The 14,007-nt window shown below is 71.2% G+C and carries 14 protein-coding genes; 7 read left to right on the plus strand and 7 right to left on the minus strand.

The genetic code is table 11. The features are described 5' to 3' along the window. Window positions 1–82 precede the first annotated feature (82 nt). The 4 genes from OG609_RS18125 to OG609_RS18140 are packed head-to-tail and all read left to right on the plus strand — an operon-like array spanning window position 83 to window position 4,702. Window positions 83–682, plus strand: coding sequence for a hypothetical protein (locus tag OG609_RS18125; RefSeq protein ID WP_327273783.1), 600 nt, complete (start codon window positions 83–85; stop codon window positions 680–682). Then, entirely contained in the window at window positions 682–1,347 is a 666-nt protein-coding gene (locus tag OG609_RS18130; protein WP_327273784.1) for an ABC transporter ATP-binding protein, read from the plus strand. The genes OG609_RS18125 and OG609_RS18130 overlap by 1 nt, the downstream gene beginning before the upstream one ends. Next, entirely contained in the window at window positions 1,344–2,069 is a 726-nt protein-coding gene (locus OG609_RS18135) for an ABC transporter ATP-binding protein (RefSeq protein ID WP_327273785.1), read from the plus strand. Before OG609_RS18130 ends, OG609_RS18135 begins: the two co-directional genes overlap by 4 nt. Continuing rightward, the gene (locus OG609_RS18140; RefSeq protein ID WP_327273786.1) at window positions 2,066–4,702 is read left to right on the plus strand and encodes an ABC transporter permease; all 2,637 of its coding nucleotides are present in this window, start codon (window positions 2,066–2,068) and stop codon (window positions 4,700–4,702) included. Before OG609_RS18135 ends, OG609_RS18140 begins: the two co-directional genes overlap by 4 nt. Here the strand turns inward: OG609_RS18140 and OG609_RS18145 are convergent. After that, window positions 4,688–6,025: a HAMP domain-containing sensor histidine kinase gene (locus OG609_RS18145; RefSeq protein ID WP_327273787.1), complete on the minus strand. Its 1,338-nt coding sequence runs from the start codon at window positions 6,023–6,025 to the stop codon at window positions 4,688–4,690. The two genes, OG609_RS18140 and OG609_RS18145, sit on opposite strands and share 15 nt — an antisense overlap. 25 nt (window positions 6,026–6,050) lie before the next feature. Next, entirely contained in the window at window positions 6,051–6,743 is a 693-nt protein-coding gene (locus OG609_RS18150) for a response regulator transcription factor (RefSeq protein ID WP_327273788.1), read from the minus strand. A gap of 144 nt (window positions 6,744–6,887) precedes the next feature. Between OG609_RS18150 and OG609_RS18155 the strand changes: the two genes are divergently transcribed. Together OG609_RS18155 and OG609_RS18160 are read left to right on the plus strand one after the other, a co-directional pair. Continuing rightward, the gene (locus OG609_RS18155; RefSeq protein ID WP_327273789.1) at window positions 6,888–7,562 is read left to right on the plus strand and encodes a response regulator transcription factor; all 675 of its coding nucleotides are present in this window, start codon (window positions 6,888–6,890) and stop codon (window positions 7,560–7,562) included. Window positions 7,563–7,623: 61 nt separating this feature from the next. After that, entirely contained in the window at window positions 7,624–9,012 is a 1,389-nt protein-coding gene (locus OG609_RS18160) for an ATP-binding protein (RefSeq protein WP_327273790.1), read from the plus strand. Here the strand turns inward: OG609_RS18160 and OG609_RS18165 are convergent. Together OG609_RS18165 and OG609_RS18170 are read right to left on the minus strand one after the other, a co-directional pair. After that, window positions 8,993–9,838, minus strand: a complete 846-nt coding sequence (locus OG609_RS18165) for a COG4705 family protein (protein ID WP_327273791.1) — start codon at window positions 9,836–9,838, stop codon at window positions 8,993–8,995. The genes OG609_RS18160 and OG609_RS18165 overlap by 20 nt on opposite strands. Before the next feature lie 116 nt (window positions 9,839–9,954). Then, window positions 9,955–10,977 carry a hypothetical protein gene (locus OG609_RS18170; RefSeq protein ID WP_327273793.1) on the minus strand — a complete coding sequence of 341 codons (1,023 nt, stop codon included), beginning with the start codon at window positions 10,975–10,977 and terminating at the stop codon, window positions 9,955–9,957. A gap of 133 nt (window positions 10,978–11,110) precedes the next feature. On the opposite strand from OG609_RS18170, the gene OG609_RS18175 reads away from it, so the two are divergent. After that, window positions 11,111–11,716, plus strand: coding sequence for a TetR/AcrR family transcriptional regulator (locus OG609_RS18175; RefSeq protein WP_327273794.1), 606 nt, complete (start codon window positions 11,111–11,113; stop codon window positions 11,714–11,716). Window positions 11,717–11,930: 214 nt separating this feature from the next. Here OG609_RS18175 and OG609_RS18180 read toward each other — a convergent pair whose 3' ends face one another. The 3 genes from OG609_RS18180 to OG609_RS18190 form a co-directional block, all read right to left on the minus strand. Next, window positions 11,931–12,164 (minus strand): hypothetical protein, encoded by a 234-nt coding sequence (locus OG609_RS18180; protein WP_327273795.1) that lies wholly within the window; start codon window positions 12,162–12,164, stop codon window positions 11,931–11,933. After that, complete coding sequence (locus OG609_RS18185; protein ID WP_442817974.1) at window positions 12,154–12,402, minus strand: hypothetical protein; 249 nt, start codon at window positions 12,400–12,402, stop codon at window positions 12,154–12,156. The genes OG609_RS18180 and OG609_RS18185 overlap by 11 nt, the downstream gene beginning before the upstream one ends. Window positions 12,403–12,605: 203 nt before the next feature. Beyond that, on the minus strand, window positions 12,606–13,958 hold the full coding sequence (locus OG609_RS18190) for an erythromycin esterase family protein (protein ID WP_327273796.1): 1,353 nt from the start codon (window positions 13,956–13,958) through the stop codon (window positions 12,606–12,608). Window positions 13,959–14,007: the final 49 nt, after the last annotated feature.

The following is a 14,007-nucleotide window of genomic DNA, read 5'->3' on the forward strand; positions in this document are numbered from 1 at the left end:
ACGGCGCTGGCCGGTGGGTTTCTAGCGTCGGAGCGGAGGCGGCATTCCGGTCGGCTCCTTCGCTCACGCAGAGGTGTTCCCCATGCGTCGTACCTTGTCAGCCGTGGTGACCGGCCTTGTGGTCATCACCGGGGCCGCGGCCTGTTCCTCCTCCGGTTCGTCCGGCTCCTCGCACTCGTCGTCCTCCACCACGGTCGTGCCTCCGAAGGAGGTGAATCCGGCCGGTGACATCCCCGACAACCAGGTGTACGTCGCATGGTCGCCGCCGGGCGGCGGCTACACGGTGAAGGTTCCCGAGGGGTGGGCCCGCCAGCAGGTGGGCAGGGCCACGGTGTTCAGCGACAAGTTCAACAGCGTCCGGATCGAACAAAGTTCGGTCAACAAGGCCCCCACGGTCCAGTCGGTCCGCTCGGTCGATCTGCCGTCCGTTCGGCGCAGTACCAAGAACGTCACGGTGGGGAAGGTCAGCACCGTGAAGCGCTCCGGCGGCACCGCCGTACTGGCCATCTACCGGGCCGACTCGGCGCCCGATCAGGTGACCGGCAAGAGCGTGCGCCAGGACGTGCAGCGGTACACGTTCTGGAAGAACGGCAACCAGGTCGTGCTGACCCTGTCCGGTGCGGTGGGCGCCGACAACGTCGATCCGTGGCACATCGTGACGGACTCCTTCCGGTGGGCGTGATGACCGCGCCTCGACTCACCGCCGACTCCTTGTACCGGTTCTTCCGCGCGGGCGAGGAGGAGACGTTCGCGCTCCAGGGCGTGGGGCTCCAGGTCGAGAAGGGCGAGATCGTCGCGGTGACCGGCCCTTCCGGTTCCGGGAAGACCACACTGCTGAGCTGTCTCGCCGGGCTCGACGAGCCCGACGGCGGCACCGTCCACGTCGCCGGTGAACGCCTCTCCCACCAGCAGGAACACCTGCGCAGCCGACTCCGTGCCCGGTACATCGGGGTGCTGTTCCAGTCCGGCAATCTGCTGGAACACCTCACGGTCCGCGACAACATCCGGCTGGTGCGGGGACTTTCGGGCAGTGCGGACCGCTCCGGCGTGCGCGAGCTGCTCCGGGACGTCGGAATCGCCCCTCGTGCGGGTGCGCTGCCCCGGCAGCTTTCGGGCGGGGAGGCCGCCCGCGCCGGGCTGGCCGTCGCGCTGGCCAACAACCCGGCCGTTCTGCTGGCCGACGAGTTGACCGGCGAGGTCGACGGAGAGACGGAGCGCCGCGTTCTCGCGCTGCTGCGCGAACGCGCGCGTGCGGGAACGGCGATGGTGCTGGTCACCCACTCACGGGCGGTGGCCGCCGTCGCGGACCGGGTGCTCCGGCTGCGTGACGGGAGGTGGGTCCGATGACCGGCGTCGGTCCCGCCACCGGGAAACCGCTCGTCGTCTGCGTGGACGCGGCACGTACGTACGGCTCGGGGCCGAACGCGGTCGTCGCCGTGCACGGGGCGAACTGTGAAGTCCCCGCCGGTGCGCGGATCGCCGTGGTCGGCCCCTCCGGCTCCGGCAAGTCGACCCTGCTGCATCTGATGGCGGCCCTCGACCGGCCCACGGCCGGTACGGTCGACCACCCCGGGCTGACCACGGACCCCGAAGGCGGCGCGGACATCCTGCAGGCCCGGGACATCGGGGTCGTCTTCCAGGGGCCCAGCCTGCTGCCGCCGCTCACCGCCCTGGAGAACGTCTCCCTGCCCCTGCTCATCGACGGCCTCACGGCGGATGAGGCCGCCGACCGGGCGTCCGCCGCCCTGGCCGAGCTGGAGCTCGGCACGCTGGCCGCCAAACTCCCGGACGAGATGTCCGCGGGTCAGGCGCAACGCGTCGCGGTGGCCCGGATGCTGGCCCGCCGGCCGCGGCTGATCCTGGCCGACGAGCCGACCGGCCAGCTCGACCGCGAGACCGCCCGGCACGTGCTGGAGGTGCTGCTGTCGGCCGCCGACTCGCTCGACGCGGCCGTCCTGATCACCACCCATGACGCCCGGGTGGCGGGCGCACTCGACGAACGCTGGTACATGGCCGACGGCCGTCTCGTACAGCCCGAAACCCCCGACCGGGAAAGTGAGTTGCGATGATCAGAATCTGGCTGTCGGGCCTGTTGCGGCTGCGCGGCGGACGCCTGATCGGGACGGCGCTCGGTGTGATGGTCGCCGTCGCCCTGCTCGCGGCGCTCGGCGGGTTCCTGTCCACGACCCGCGCCACCATGACGTCGCAGTCGGTGCGTTCGGTGTCCGTGGACTGGCAAGTGCAGGTGGCCACGGGCGCGGACGCGCACAACGTGCTGTCCACCGTACGTGGCCTGCCCGGCACCCGGGCGGCCCTGCCGGTCGGCTACGCGCAGACCAGCGGCCTGGGCGCGCACACCGGCGGAACGACACAGAACACCGGCGCGGGTTCGGTCCTCGGTCTGCCTCCCGGTTACGCCGCCACGTTCCCCGGCGAGATCCGGCTGCTGGCCGGCCGGGAGCAGGGTGTGCTCCTCGCCCAGCAGACCGCCGCCAATCTGCACGCGGCCCCCGGTGACACCATCACCATCAAGCGGGCGGGCGGGCTGCCGCCCGTGCCGGTGAAGGTAGCCGGTGTGGTCGATCTGCCGTTCGCGGACTCGTTGTTCCAGAAGGTGGGCGCCCCGCCCCAGTCGCAGCCCTCCGCGCCGCCGGACAATGTCGTCCTCATGCCCCGGCAGACCTGGGACTCCGTCTTCGGTCCGCTCGCCTCGGCCCGCCCCGACCTGGTGCAGTCACAGATCCACACCCTGCGCACCCACTCCCTGCCGTCCGACCCGGCCGCCGCGTACGCCACGGCCACCGGCAACGCACACCACGCCGAGGTACGGCTCGCCGGTACCGGCCTGGTCGGCGACAATCTCGGTTCGGTCCTGGACGCCGCCCGGTCCGACGCCCTGTACGCACAGCTGCTCTTCCTCTTCCTCGGCGTACCCGGGGCCGTGCTGGCCGCGGCCCTGACCTGGGCGGTCGCCCAGGCCGGTGCGGGCCGTCGCCGCAAGGAGCAGGCGTTGCTGCGGACGCGCGGTGCGACCGTCGGGCGGCTGATGGGCCTGGCGGGCGTGGAGGCGGCCGTGGTCGCCGTGCTCGGCGCGGCCGGTGGCCTGGGGCTGGCCACGCTGGTGGACCGCTGGGCCTTCCACGGCACGGGCATTCCGCTGTCCTGGATGCTGAGCGCGTGCGGCGTCGGCGCCCTCGTCGCGGCGGCGACCGTACTGGCGCCCGCCCGGTACGACGCCCGTCGGGCCACGATCGTCTCGGGGCGCACCGCGGTGGAGCGGCCCACGGTGCCGCGCGCCGCGTGGTGGGTGCTGGGTCTCGGCCTGCTCGCTGGTTCGCTGGCCGTCTTCCGCGCCACGAGCGGCACCAACTACGCCCTGGTCCTGGCGCCCGAAGGCACCCCGACCCTGTCGGTCGACTACTGGGCGTTCGCCGGTCCCGCGCTGCTGTGGGCGGGCGGCGCGGTGGTGGCGTGGCTGCTGGTGGATCTGCTGCTGCGCCGTGGCAGGCCGGTCCTCGCCCGGCTGTTCCGCCCGGCGGCCGGGGTCCTGTCCAGCACGGTCGCGGCCGGCCTGTCCCGGCAGCGCGGCACCGTGGTCCGCTCGGTGGTGCTGCTGGCACTGGCCTGCGCGTTCGCCGTGTCGACCAGCGTCTTCAACTCCACGTACCGCCAACAGGCCGCGGTGGACGCGGTGTTGACCAACGGAGCCGATGTCACGGTCACCCAGCCGGCCCTTTCCGCGGCGGACACCGCGAAGCTGGCGGCGGTGCCGGGGGTACGGCATGTGGAACCGCTCCAGCACCGGTTCGCCTATGTGGGCGCCGACTTGCAGGATCTGTACGGCGTACGGCCCGCGAGCATCGTGTCGGCCGGGCGGCTCCAGAACGCCTACTTCTCCGGCGGCACCGCACAGTCCCTGATGGACAGCCTGGGCCGGCGCCAGGACGGGCTGCTGGTCAGCGCGGAGACCGCGCACGACTTCCAGCTGCACCCCGGTGATCAGGTCCGGCTGCGCCTGACCGACGCGCGGACCGGCCAACTGCGTACGATCGCCTTCCACTTCCAGGGTGTCGTCAAGGAGTTCCCGACCGCCCCGAAGGACAGCTTCCTGATCGCCAACGCCTCGTACATCGCGCGTACGACGGGCAGCGGCGCCGCCGGGACACTGCTCGCCGACACCGGGGGCACCGGCCAGCGTCAGGTGGCGGACCTGGCGAAGAAGGCGTTGGGCCCGAGCGCCCATGTCACGGATCTGCCGTCGTCGCAGGCCGTCGTCGGCTCCAGCCTGACCGCGGTCGATCTCGCCGGACTCACCCGGGTCGAGCTGGGCTTCGCCCTGGTGATCGGTGCGGCGGCGGGCGGTCTCGTCCTGGCCCTGGGCCTGGCCGAACGGCGTCGCACGCTGGCGCTGGCCTCGGTGCTGGGGGCCAGGGGCCGGCAACTGTCCGGGTTCGTGTGGAGCGAGGCGGCGCTGGTCGCGGTGGCGGGTGGCGCGGCCGGTGCGGTCGTGGGATGGGCCCTGTCGCAGATGCTGGTGAAGGTGCTCTCCGGGGTCTTCGACCCGCCCCCGGACCAGGTCGCGGTGGAATGGGCGTATCTCGTCGCGCTGGCCGGAGTCACCGCGGCCACGCTGGCGGCGGCGGCCTGGGCGGCGGCGCGGCACGCACGCAGACCTCCGCTGACCGAACTACGGGAGCTGTGAGGGTTCCTGGCCCTCCACCGGCGCCGCCAGGAGCCAGGTGAACCGGGGCCGGGGCCGGGGCCGGGAGACGAAGAGCCTCCCGCCCTCGGCCTCGGCCAGCGAACGAGCCAGCGCGAGCCCGATCCCATGGCTGCCGGCAACCCCACCGCCCCGGCGCGCCGACTCACCGCCCCGCCGCTCGAAGACACCGCCCGTAGGTGTTTCCGGGATGCCGTCTCCTTCGTCCTCGACATCGACGGCGACGACTCCGGCGGTCTCCTTCGCATGCACGGTCACCGTTCCCCGGCCGTGCGTCGCCGCGTTGGAGAGCAGCACGTCGAGGATCTGCCGGGCGGCCCGCTGCGAGCCGAGCGCCTGCGGCAGCTCGTCGTCGACCCTGATCTCCAGTCGTCGCCCCTGTGCGGCGAGCGGGCCGTGCCAGTCCTCCTCGGCCCCGGGGAACAGGGCCGCGAGGTCGAGCGGCGCCCGGTCGGGTACGTCCCTGGCCAGGGCGAGGAGGTCGTCCAGGGTGGTCTCCATGCGTTCGAGCTGCGCGAGTGCCGATCGGGTGGCCGCGCGTGGATCGACCCCCGGACCGGCCGCGAGGGACATCTCCAGCTCCATTCGTACACCGGTCAGTGCCGTACGCAGCTGGTGCGAGGCGTCCGCGCTGAACGCCCGCTCCCGACGCAGGAGTTCATCGATGCGGGCGGCGGCCCGCGCCAGTGCCTGGCCGACCTCGTCCGGCTCCGGAAGCCCGGACGACTCCGCCCGGGCCGTCAGATCGCCGCCCTCCATGTCCCGGGCGACCCCGGCCAGCTCCTCCAGCGGGCGGGCCAGACGCCTGCTGGACCGTACGGCGAGCAGGGCGCCCACGCCCACCGCGACCGCCGCGAGCACCAGCATTCCGGCCCAGGTCAGCGCGGCCCGCTGCAAGGGCTGGGAAGCCGGTGAAGCCACCCGCACGACCGCCCGCACCTGCTCCGAGCCACCCACGGGAACGGCCGCGACCAGGCTGTCGCCGATCTGCCGGGTGACGACTCGGCCCGCCTCCGCATCCTGTACCGGGGCATCGCCCGCGTCCGGACCCGTTCCGAGGATGCGGCGTGCGCCGGGCCCGTACACCGCGATGTCCGTACCGGACTCGGCCGGCGGCAGCTCGATCGGATCGCCCGTACCCGTCCGCTCGGGCAGGCTGAGCGCGACCCGTTCGCCCAGCGACTGCGCCTCCTGCTCCTCGTCCTGCTGGTACAGCCGCAGCGCCGCGAAACCGAGCGGCAGCGCGAAGAGCAGCACCGCGCACGCCACGGCAAGAACGGTCGCTCTCAGAATGCGACGACGCACGGCATGACCTTTCTCACAGCCGGACTCAGGTCCCGGGCCTGCCGGTGGGGTCCTCCAGCCGGTACCCGAATTGCCGCAGCGTCGTGATGCGCACCAGGTCACCGAGCTTGCGACGGAGGGCGGCCACATGGACATCGAGGGTCTTGGTGGGGCCGAACCAGTTCTCGTCCCACACGTCGCTCATCAGGTCCTCCCTGCTCACGGCCTGCCCCGGGTGGGCCGCGAGCCGCACCAGCAGGTCGAATTCGCGAGGCCTGAGCTCCACCTCACCGGTCGGGGTGGTGCAGCGCCGTGCCGACCGGTCGATCACCAGCGCTCCGACACGGAGCGCAGGCACACCGCCGTTCGCGTGGGGCGCCGCCCGCCGCAGATGTGCGGCGACCCGTGCCTGGAGTTCGGCGAGCCGGAACGGCTTGGTCAGGTAGTCGTCGGCGCCGCACTCCAGGGCCTGGATCACGTCCATTTCCCCGGTACGGGCGGTCAGCACGACCAGCACCGCGTCCGACGCCCGCTCCCGGAGTCTGCGGCAGAGATCGAAACCGTCGATGTCCGGCAGCCCGAGATCGACGAGAAGGAGATCGGCGGGCTGCTGCTCGATGCCGGCCAGGGCGCTCGCCCCGTCGGGGCACCACTGGCTGTCGTGGCCCAGCACCCGCAGGGTCGCGACCAGCCGGCTGCCGATCGCCGGGTCGTCCTCGATGACCACGATGCGCGCCACTCCGTCACGCCACCGCGACCGGACGGCGCCGGTCCGTCCGCACATGCTGCTCCGCCCCGGCCACGCCCCGATAGTGCCGCACGCCACCTGAACAGAACCTGAACGCGCTGGGGTGCCCGGTACGGGTCGGGTAATACTGGCCCGGTGACCGCTGCACGCATTCTTGTCGTCGAGGACGACCACGGCCTGCGCGATGTCCTGGCCCGTGGCCTGCGCGACGAGGACTTCGACGTCGTGACCGCCGTCGACGGCGCCACCGCCCTGAAGACCGTCGACGAGTCGGTGCATGCGGTCGTGCTCGATGTGGGGCTGCCGGACTCCGACGGGCGTGATGTGTGCCAGGCGATGCGCGGGGCCGGGGTCGGCGTTCCGGTGATCTTCCTGACCGCCCACGGCAATCTCACCGACCGGCTCTCCGGTTTCGCCTCCGGCGGCGACGACTACCTGGTCAAGCCCTTCCACCTCAGCGAGCTCGCGGCCCGCGTCCGCGCGGTCCTGAACCGGTCCGGTCACCACGGCAGCACCCTCGCCGACAGCGCGGGTGCCATGCGGCTGAACCCGATAAAGCACGAGCTGACGGTCCACGGCCGCCCCGTGGCCCTGACCCCGACCGAGTTCCGCCTGCTGGCCTGCCTGATGGCGGACCCCGGGAGCGTGGTGCGCCGCCGGGCCCTGCTTCGGGCGGGCTGGCCGGAGGGGGCGCAGGTCAGCGACAACACCCTGGACCAGTACCTCGCCCGCCTGCGCCGCAAGCTCCGCGAGGCGGACAGCCCGCAGAGCATCAGCACCGTCCGCGGCATCGGCTACCGCTTCGACTGAGGACCAGAACGGCAACACATCCGCCGCGTCCGACCAGAGGCCTCGATGAACCGATGAACCGATGAACCGCCACTTCACCCCCCGAACCCTCCGCGGCCGCCTCGCCCTGATGGCCCTCGCCACCAGCGCGCTGTGGATCGGCGTCCTGACCACCGTCTTCAACATCGCCCTCGACAAACGGCTCCACGGGCAGGCCGACGACGTCCTGCGCACCCGCGCCGAGGCCGTGGCGGCGACGGTGGACGTACGACCGGACGGCCGGCTGGTCGTGCGGGAGCCGACCGAGGACCGGGCCCTGGACGTCGGGGTCTGGATCTTCCAGGGCGGCACGGTGATCGAGAAGCCCCCCACCGCACCCGCCGGCCTGGAGGCTCAGGCGGCCCACCTCGCCGGCCGGCGCGAGACGTTCGCCGACACCGAGGGCCCCGGGTCGTGGCGGCTGTACGCCTTCCCCGTCGACGCCCCCGCCCGGCAGGGCCACACACCCACGCAGGCCGGCACCGTCGTCAGCTCCGTCAGCCTCGACCCGTACCGCAGCACGGCGGACACCGCTCTGATCGGTTCGATCGCGCTGGCGGTGCTTCTGCTGGCCACCATCTATCTCCTGACCCGCCTCGTCGTACGACGGGCCCTGCGCCCGGTCGCCGCGATGAGCGAGCAGGCCACGCGGTGGAGCGCCGCGGGTGCTCCCGAGCGGTTCGGTGCGCAGGGCAGACCCGCCGAGCTCGCCGCGTTCGCCACCAGCCTGGACGCGCTGCTGGACCGGCTGGCCGCCGTCCTGCGCCACGAGCAGCAGCAGGCCGCCGAGCTCTCCCACGAACTGCGCACACCGCTCGCCCGCATCACCGCCGAAACCGAGTGGCTGACGGGACGCCCGCGCAGCACGGAGCAGCAGGAAACCTCCTTGGAGGCCATCGCGGTCGCCGCCGCGACCATGCAGCAGATCTGCGACTCGCTGCTCTCCGAGGTCCGTACCCGCAATGCGCAGACCCCCGGCCGCTCCCGCTTCTCCGGCATCGCGCACCGCCTGGCGGAACGCAACGCGGCCCTGTTCCCCGATGCCCCGCCGGTGACCGTAGCCGCGGGCAGCAGCGCCCCCGGTGGCACACCCGACGTGAGCATCGGCGTCTCGGAGGACGTCGCCGAGCGCATCCTGACGCCGCTCCTGGACAACGCCCGCCGCTACGCAGCCCACTCGGTCACTCTCACCTGCGAGGCGAGCGCGGGCGAGGTCACGGTGTACGTCTCCGACGACGGACCCGGCGTGCCGGAGGACTTCGTCGCCTCACTCTTCGAACCCGGCCGTCGCGCCCGCCCCGAGGACGGACACGACGGCGCGGGACTCGGTCTGGCCCTGGCCCGCCGGCTGGCCAGGGCAGCGGGCGGGGACATCGCGCTGGACGCCGCGGCGCCCGGAGCGCGCTTCGTCGTCACCTTTCCTGCGGGCTGACCTCCGGCGCGCGGGCCGGCTCGACGGTGCTGTCCTGCGTCGCATCGCGCCGCGTCCGGGTCAGGAAGACGACAAGGGCGAGGATGACGACGAGGAACAGGATGCTGGTGCCGACCGTGCCCAGTCCCAGCCCGCCGTCCGCGGTGGGCTGCGACAGGTAGTCGCCCAGCGAGGCGCCGAGCGGCCTGGTCAGGACGTACGCGATCCAGAACGACCACACCGCGTTGAAGTCCAGCGTGCGGTGTGCGAGGGCCACCGCCGCGATCAGCGCGGCGAACACGAGCGCGGAGAGCCAGTACCCCAGGTCCAGCTTCTCCGCCGTGAGGTCGCCCGCGGAGGTGCCCAGAGCGAAGGTGAACAGGATCGCCAGCCAGTAGAACGCCTCGCGGCGCGTCGTCCGGATCGAGTGGATGGACAGCGTCCGCTCACTCGCGTACCAGGCGAAGAACGTGACGGCGAGCGCCACCGCGAACACCACGGTCGTGGTCTGGAGCGGAACGCCGAGGTTGTCGGTCAGGTTGTCGCTGATCAGCGTGCCGACCACGCTGATCAGGACCACGGAAAGCCAGTACAGGCCGGGTACATACCTACGCGCCCGGAACTGGAAGACCAGGGTGACGACCAGCAGCGCACTCATCAGGTACGAGGTGTTGGTCAGCCCCATGCCCAGGTTGTCGTTGAGCAGATCGGCCGCGGTCTCACCCACGGTGGTGCACAGCACCTTGATCACCCAGAAGTAGATGGTCACTTCCGGGACCTTGTTCAGCATCTGTCGCGCCCGGGAGTGCGTACCGGACGCATACGTGTCGGTCATGTCGGTTGTCATGGAACGGCACGCTGGCAGGGTCTCCCTGAAAATTTCCTGACTGCGCTCAGCGCGGGAGCCGCGCCTCCCTCATCGCGGCGGTCTGCCGTTACCCACTCACGACCGCCTCCGCGGTCTCAGTGCTGCCGATAGTGGTCGGCGACGGCGGTGAACGCGGCCTTGGGTTCCCATGGCAGGCCGGGGTAGGCGGTTCCGAGGCGGTCCTCGAAGACCTTGACGATGCCGTAGCTGGCCAGGTCCAGGTCTTCGCGGGGGTCGCCGTCGGGGCGGTGCACGTGGTCGTACAGCGCAAAGGTGAAGACAAAGGTGCTGTCGATGCCTCCGGCGTCGAAGGCCTCCAGCAGTTCCCGCACATACGCGGCCTGACCGGCCTCGTCGCGGGCGTACTCGCCGTTCAGCCGGAGTGGACCGGCGTCCTTGTCGTACTCGACGATCTCCAGACCGTGAGCTCCCCGGTCACCCGCACCCCGGTAACCGGCCGCGCCGAACTCGGTGATCGCGACCGGTTTTCCCTGCTCGACGAGGTGGTGGACGCCTTCGGCGAACCGGTCGGCGGTCTCGGCCGACCGGTAGAGATCCACGGACATGATGTCGAAGGGGGCCCAGTCGACACGTTCGAGCGGTACGGACGCGTAGGTCACCTTGCCGCCGAAGCGCTCGCGGACGAGTGTCACGGCCTTGTCGAGGAAGTCGTTGACACGTGCACTGACCTGGCCGATGTGCTCGCGCACGCGATCCGGCCGGCTCAGCAGCGCGACCCGGTCGTCGATGCTGTCGCCGGGCAGGAACCCCTTGTTCATCAGGCTCAGCTCGGCGCCGGCGACGAACACGACCTCCGCTCCCCGCCGCCTCAGCCGCTCCGCGCGCTCGGCGCAGTCGGCGAACAGCGACAGCATCTCGTCGGCGGTCAATTCGAGCGGGTACGGGGAGAACCAGACCTCAAGGCCGAGATCGGCCGCGTACCCCGCCGCGAGCTCCACCCGTTCCGGATCACCGCCCATGACGCGGACCGCGTTGCAGTGCAGGTCATCACGGATGATGCGCAGCTCGCGCCTGACCACCTCCGGGTCGAAGAGCTTTCGGGAGACCACTCCGTTCTTGACGAAGCCGGTGTCGTAGCTGATGCCTCTGGCCCGCATGCGTCGCATCCTCTCCTGTCGGAAGAATTTACGGTACTCACCGTACCCTAATTGCCGCTCCCCAGGGATGGCAACCACAATGGGAAGGTACGAGCGGTACCGCTTGCGAGAAGGGGCCATGGCGGAGAATCCGATGAGACAGCCGAGCGCCGGGCAGACGCGGCGACGCGGAGCCGTCCTGGAGGAAGCGATCCTGCGCGCAGCAGTGGACGAACTCACCCAGTCCGGATTCGCCGGGTTGACCATGGACAAGGTCGCCGCCCGCGCGGGCACCAACAAAAACGCCATCTACCGCCGTTGGCCGAACCGCCTCGCGCTCGGCATCGCCGCCTACCGGCAACTGGCCACGACAGTCCAACCGCCCGACACCGGCGATCTGCGCAGCGACGTCCTTGAACTGCTACGCGGGGCCAACCGTCACTGGAGTTCCCCCCTCGGAGCAATCCTGCGCGAACTGCTCTCCGCGGCCGGCGGTACGTCGGAACTCCTGGCACAGCTGCAAGAACAGTCCAGCGACGCCGCAGCCGCCCCCTGGCTGACCGTCCTGGGGCGCGCGGTCGCACGCGGCGAGGCTTCCCCCGAAGCACTCCATCCGCGGGTCGCCACCGTGGCCATCGTCCTGCTGCGCAATGAATTCGTCGTGCGCGGAGCCCCTACGGCACCCGACGACGTCCTCGTCGAGATCGTCGACGAGGTGTACCTGCCCCTGGTGCGGCGACGCGGCCCTGCCCCGAACTGACCGTGCGGCCCGTCGCGTGTTCACCCGGCGAGGCCGGTGGCCCCTTCCTGCCCGGCCTCATCTTCTGCCCCTGGACGTCAGAGCTCGTACGCGAAGCCCCCGCCCCGTAAGGCGAATCGACCGGACCGATCGGCCCGATCGAAGGGCGGCACCCACCCAGGGCGTCGCCCTTCCTCACGTCCGCCGCCGCATCAGACCCGGCACCCTGACACCATCACGGCAGCCGCCCCTCCCGGTTGACCTCCCTGACCCGGGCCCGCAGCACTTCCCCGAGCGGTGCCGGCTGCACCGACTCCGGCGGGCAGTCCCACTCGGCCCCGCCGCCCGGCGCCCGCAGCTGCACGTACGGCCCGACGAACCCCATCACGCGCCCCACCCGCCCGTCCCGTGTGTCCACGGCGAACGACCCGGGCTCCGGCGTACACGGCTCAAGCCCCTCACCCGTCATGACCGGCCAGCCCCTGCGCCTCCAGGACCGCGCTCAGCCGCAGCGCCGTGTCGAGATTGCACCGGCCGAGGTCCACCAGCGGCGACGCCGGTTCGTTCCCCGCACACGACACGGGGTCGATCCGCAGCGAGGGCAGCGTGATCCCGACCCCGGAGAATCCCTCCCTCAGCCGCGCCACAGCGTCCTCCGCCGCCCGCACTCTGCCCTCTGCCGTCCTGCGCCGTTCCATCGTCGTCATGATCCATCCCTTTCCACGCTGAGTAATGACAATGCATACCCAGCGTGTCCAACACGTCGCTAGCCTGGAAGAGGCGCAGAACCAACAACCGCACGTGTGTCACAGGGAGTTGTCATGCCGCTGCGGGGAGGCCGGCCGCACGGCCGGCCTCCCCGCAGGTCAGGTGGCGTCGGACGGCTCGCGCCGGAGCCGGAACCAAGCCGTCACGGCTTCAGCTTGTCGGCCTCCCTGACTTCATGGAGGTGGATGAGGACGTCGTAGGCCTTGGCGAGCGCGGTGTCGCGCGGCTCCTCGGGGAACAGCGTTCCGACATTGAGCGTGGGCCGGGCGGCGTTCAGCCAGTCGCGCGCGGCGGCCGGGGCTGTGCGGACGTCGAGGTAGAAGTCCCGGTAGCGGACCTTGTCGAGGGTGGCCTCGTTCCGGTCGGACTCGGCGGCGGGAACGGTGAACTTCTTCCACTCGCCGCCCAGCGCGGCGTCCTTCGACAGGAAAGAGCCCTGGTTGAAGGTGAAGCCGATGGGGAGGTAGTCCTTGCCCATCGTGTCGCGCAGGAACGACCCTTGCGTCTTGGAGTACGTCTCGGGATCGCTGGCGACGTAGGCGACATGGTCGTTGTGCGCGGACAGCAGCACCTTCTGGCCGGTGCGCTGCTGCCACCAGGAGACGTTCTGGGCCATCACCTCGTCGCGGAAGCGCTGGGAGGCGGCGTTCGACTCCGGGTCGTCGGGGTTCAGGGTGAGGAACTCGGCGGTCTGGGCGACGGACCGGGCGTTCTGCTCGGCCCAGTCGAACGCTTCACCGCCGGAGCCCTTCAGACCGCTGACCAGCTCCAGGGCCTGCTGTGCCTTGCCGGCGAGCTGCTGCCGTTCCGCGAGCGGCTTGCCCAGGTAGGCGAAGACGTCGTCGATCGGGCGCAGGCCGGTGTAGAGCTCGTTGAGCCGCGGCAGCGCCTCCGGGTTGTTCTTCTGCACGTAGCCGGTCACCCGGCCGAAGAACTCGTCACTCAGTGAGGGGGCACCGATGTCGTCGCCCATGAAATGGACGGTGTGGCCGGGGTGGTGGCGGTTGTAGTCCCGCATCCACTCGATGAGGCTGACGAACTCCTCGCGATCCCAGGGCGAGTTGGTGAGCGTCTCCTTGGCGATCTTGCGGGCATCGCCCTTGCCGGTCTGGAGGTAATCGTCGATCTGAAGTCCCGCGGACCAGCTCAGCTCCAGGGCGAAGGTGGTGAAGCCCTTCTTCTCGACGAGGTGGCGGAAGACCCGCTCCTTCATGGTGAAGAACTCGTGGGAGCCGTGGGTGGCCTCGCCGAGGCCGACCACCTTGGCGTCGCCGATCATCGAGCCCAGGGCTCGCAGGTCGGCCGTGCTCCCCCCGGGCTCGGTCGAACGCAGCGGGTGGGCCGCCTGCTCCAGTGCGCGGACCGGGTTCTGCTCCCTGCCGGCCGTGTCGGCCGAGGCGGCCTGGACCGCCACGGGAGCGAGGACCGCTCCCGTCGCGGCCGCCGCCGTCGCCAACAGTGCCCGCCGGCTGATCCGCTTCCGGTGCCTAGCCATGCTGTTACCTCTCAACTTACGTATTGCGACTTGAGAAGGATCATCGCCT

The organism is Streptomyces sp. NBC_01224 (assembly GCF_036002945.1).
Lineage (GTDB): Bacteria > Actinomycetota > Actinomycetes > Streptomycetales > Streptomycetaceae > Streptomyces.

Coding starts and splice junctions, on each gene's coding strand:
- OG609_RS18175 (WP_327273794.1), top strand. CDS start 11,111: ATGAGACAGCCGAGCGCCGGGCAGACGCGGCGACGCGGAGCCGTCCTG.
- OG609_RS18140 (WP_327273786.1), top strand. CDS start 2,066: ATGATCAGAATCTGGCTGTCGGGCCTGTTGCGGCTGCGCGGCGGACGC.
- OG609_RS18180 (WP_327273795.1), bottom strand. CDS start 12,164: ATGACGGGTGAGGGGCTTGAGCCGTGTACGCCGGAGCCCGGGTCGTTC.
- OG609_RS18135 (WP_327273785.1), top strand. CDS start 1,344: ATGACCGGCGTCGGTCCCGCCACCGGGAAACCGCTCGTCGTCTGCGTG.
- OG609_RS18165 (WP_327273791.1), bottom strand. CDS start 9,838: ATGACAACCGACATGACCGACACGTATGCGTCCGGTACGCACTCCCGG.
- OG609_RS18185 (WP_442817974.1), bottom strand. CDS start 12,402: ATGACGACGATGGAACGGCGCAGGACGGCAGAGGGCAGAGTGCGGGCG.
- OG609_RS18125 (WP_327273783.1), top strand. CDS start 83: ATGCGTCGTACCTTGTCAGCCGTGGTGACCGGCCTTGTGGTCATCACC.
- OG609_RS18130 (WP_327273784.1), top strand. CDS start 682: ATGACCGCGCCTCGACTCACCGCCGACTCCTTGTACCGGTTCTTCCGC.
- OG609_RS18170 (WP_327273793.1), bottom strand. CDS start 10,977: ATGCGGGCCAGAGGCATCAGCTACGACACCGGCTTCGTCAAGAACGGA.
- OG609_RS18190 (WP_327273796.1), bottom strand. CDS start 13,958: ATGGCTAGGCACCGGAAGCGGATCAGCCGGCGGGCACTGTTGGCGACG.
- OG609_RS18160 (WP_327273790.1), top strand. CDS start 7,624: ATGAACCGCCACTTCACCCCCCGAACCCTCCGCGGCCGCCTCGCCCTG.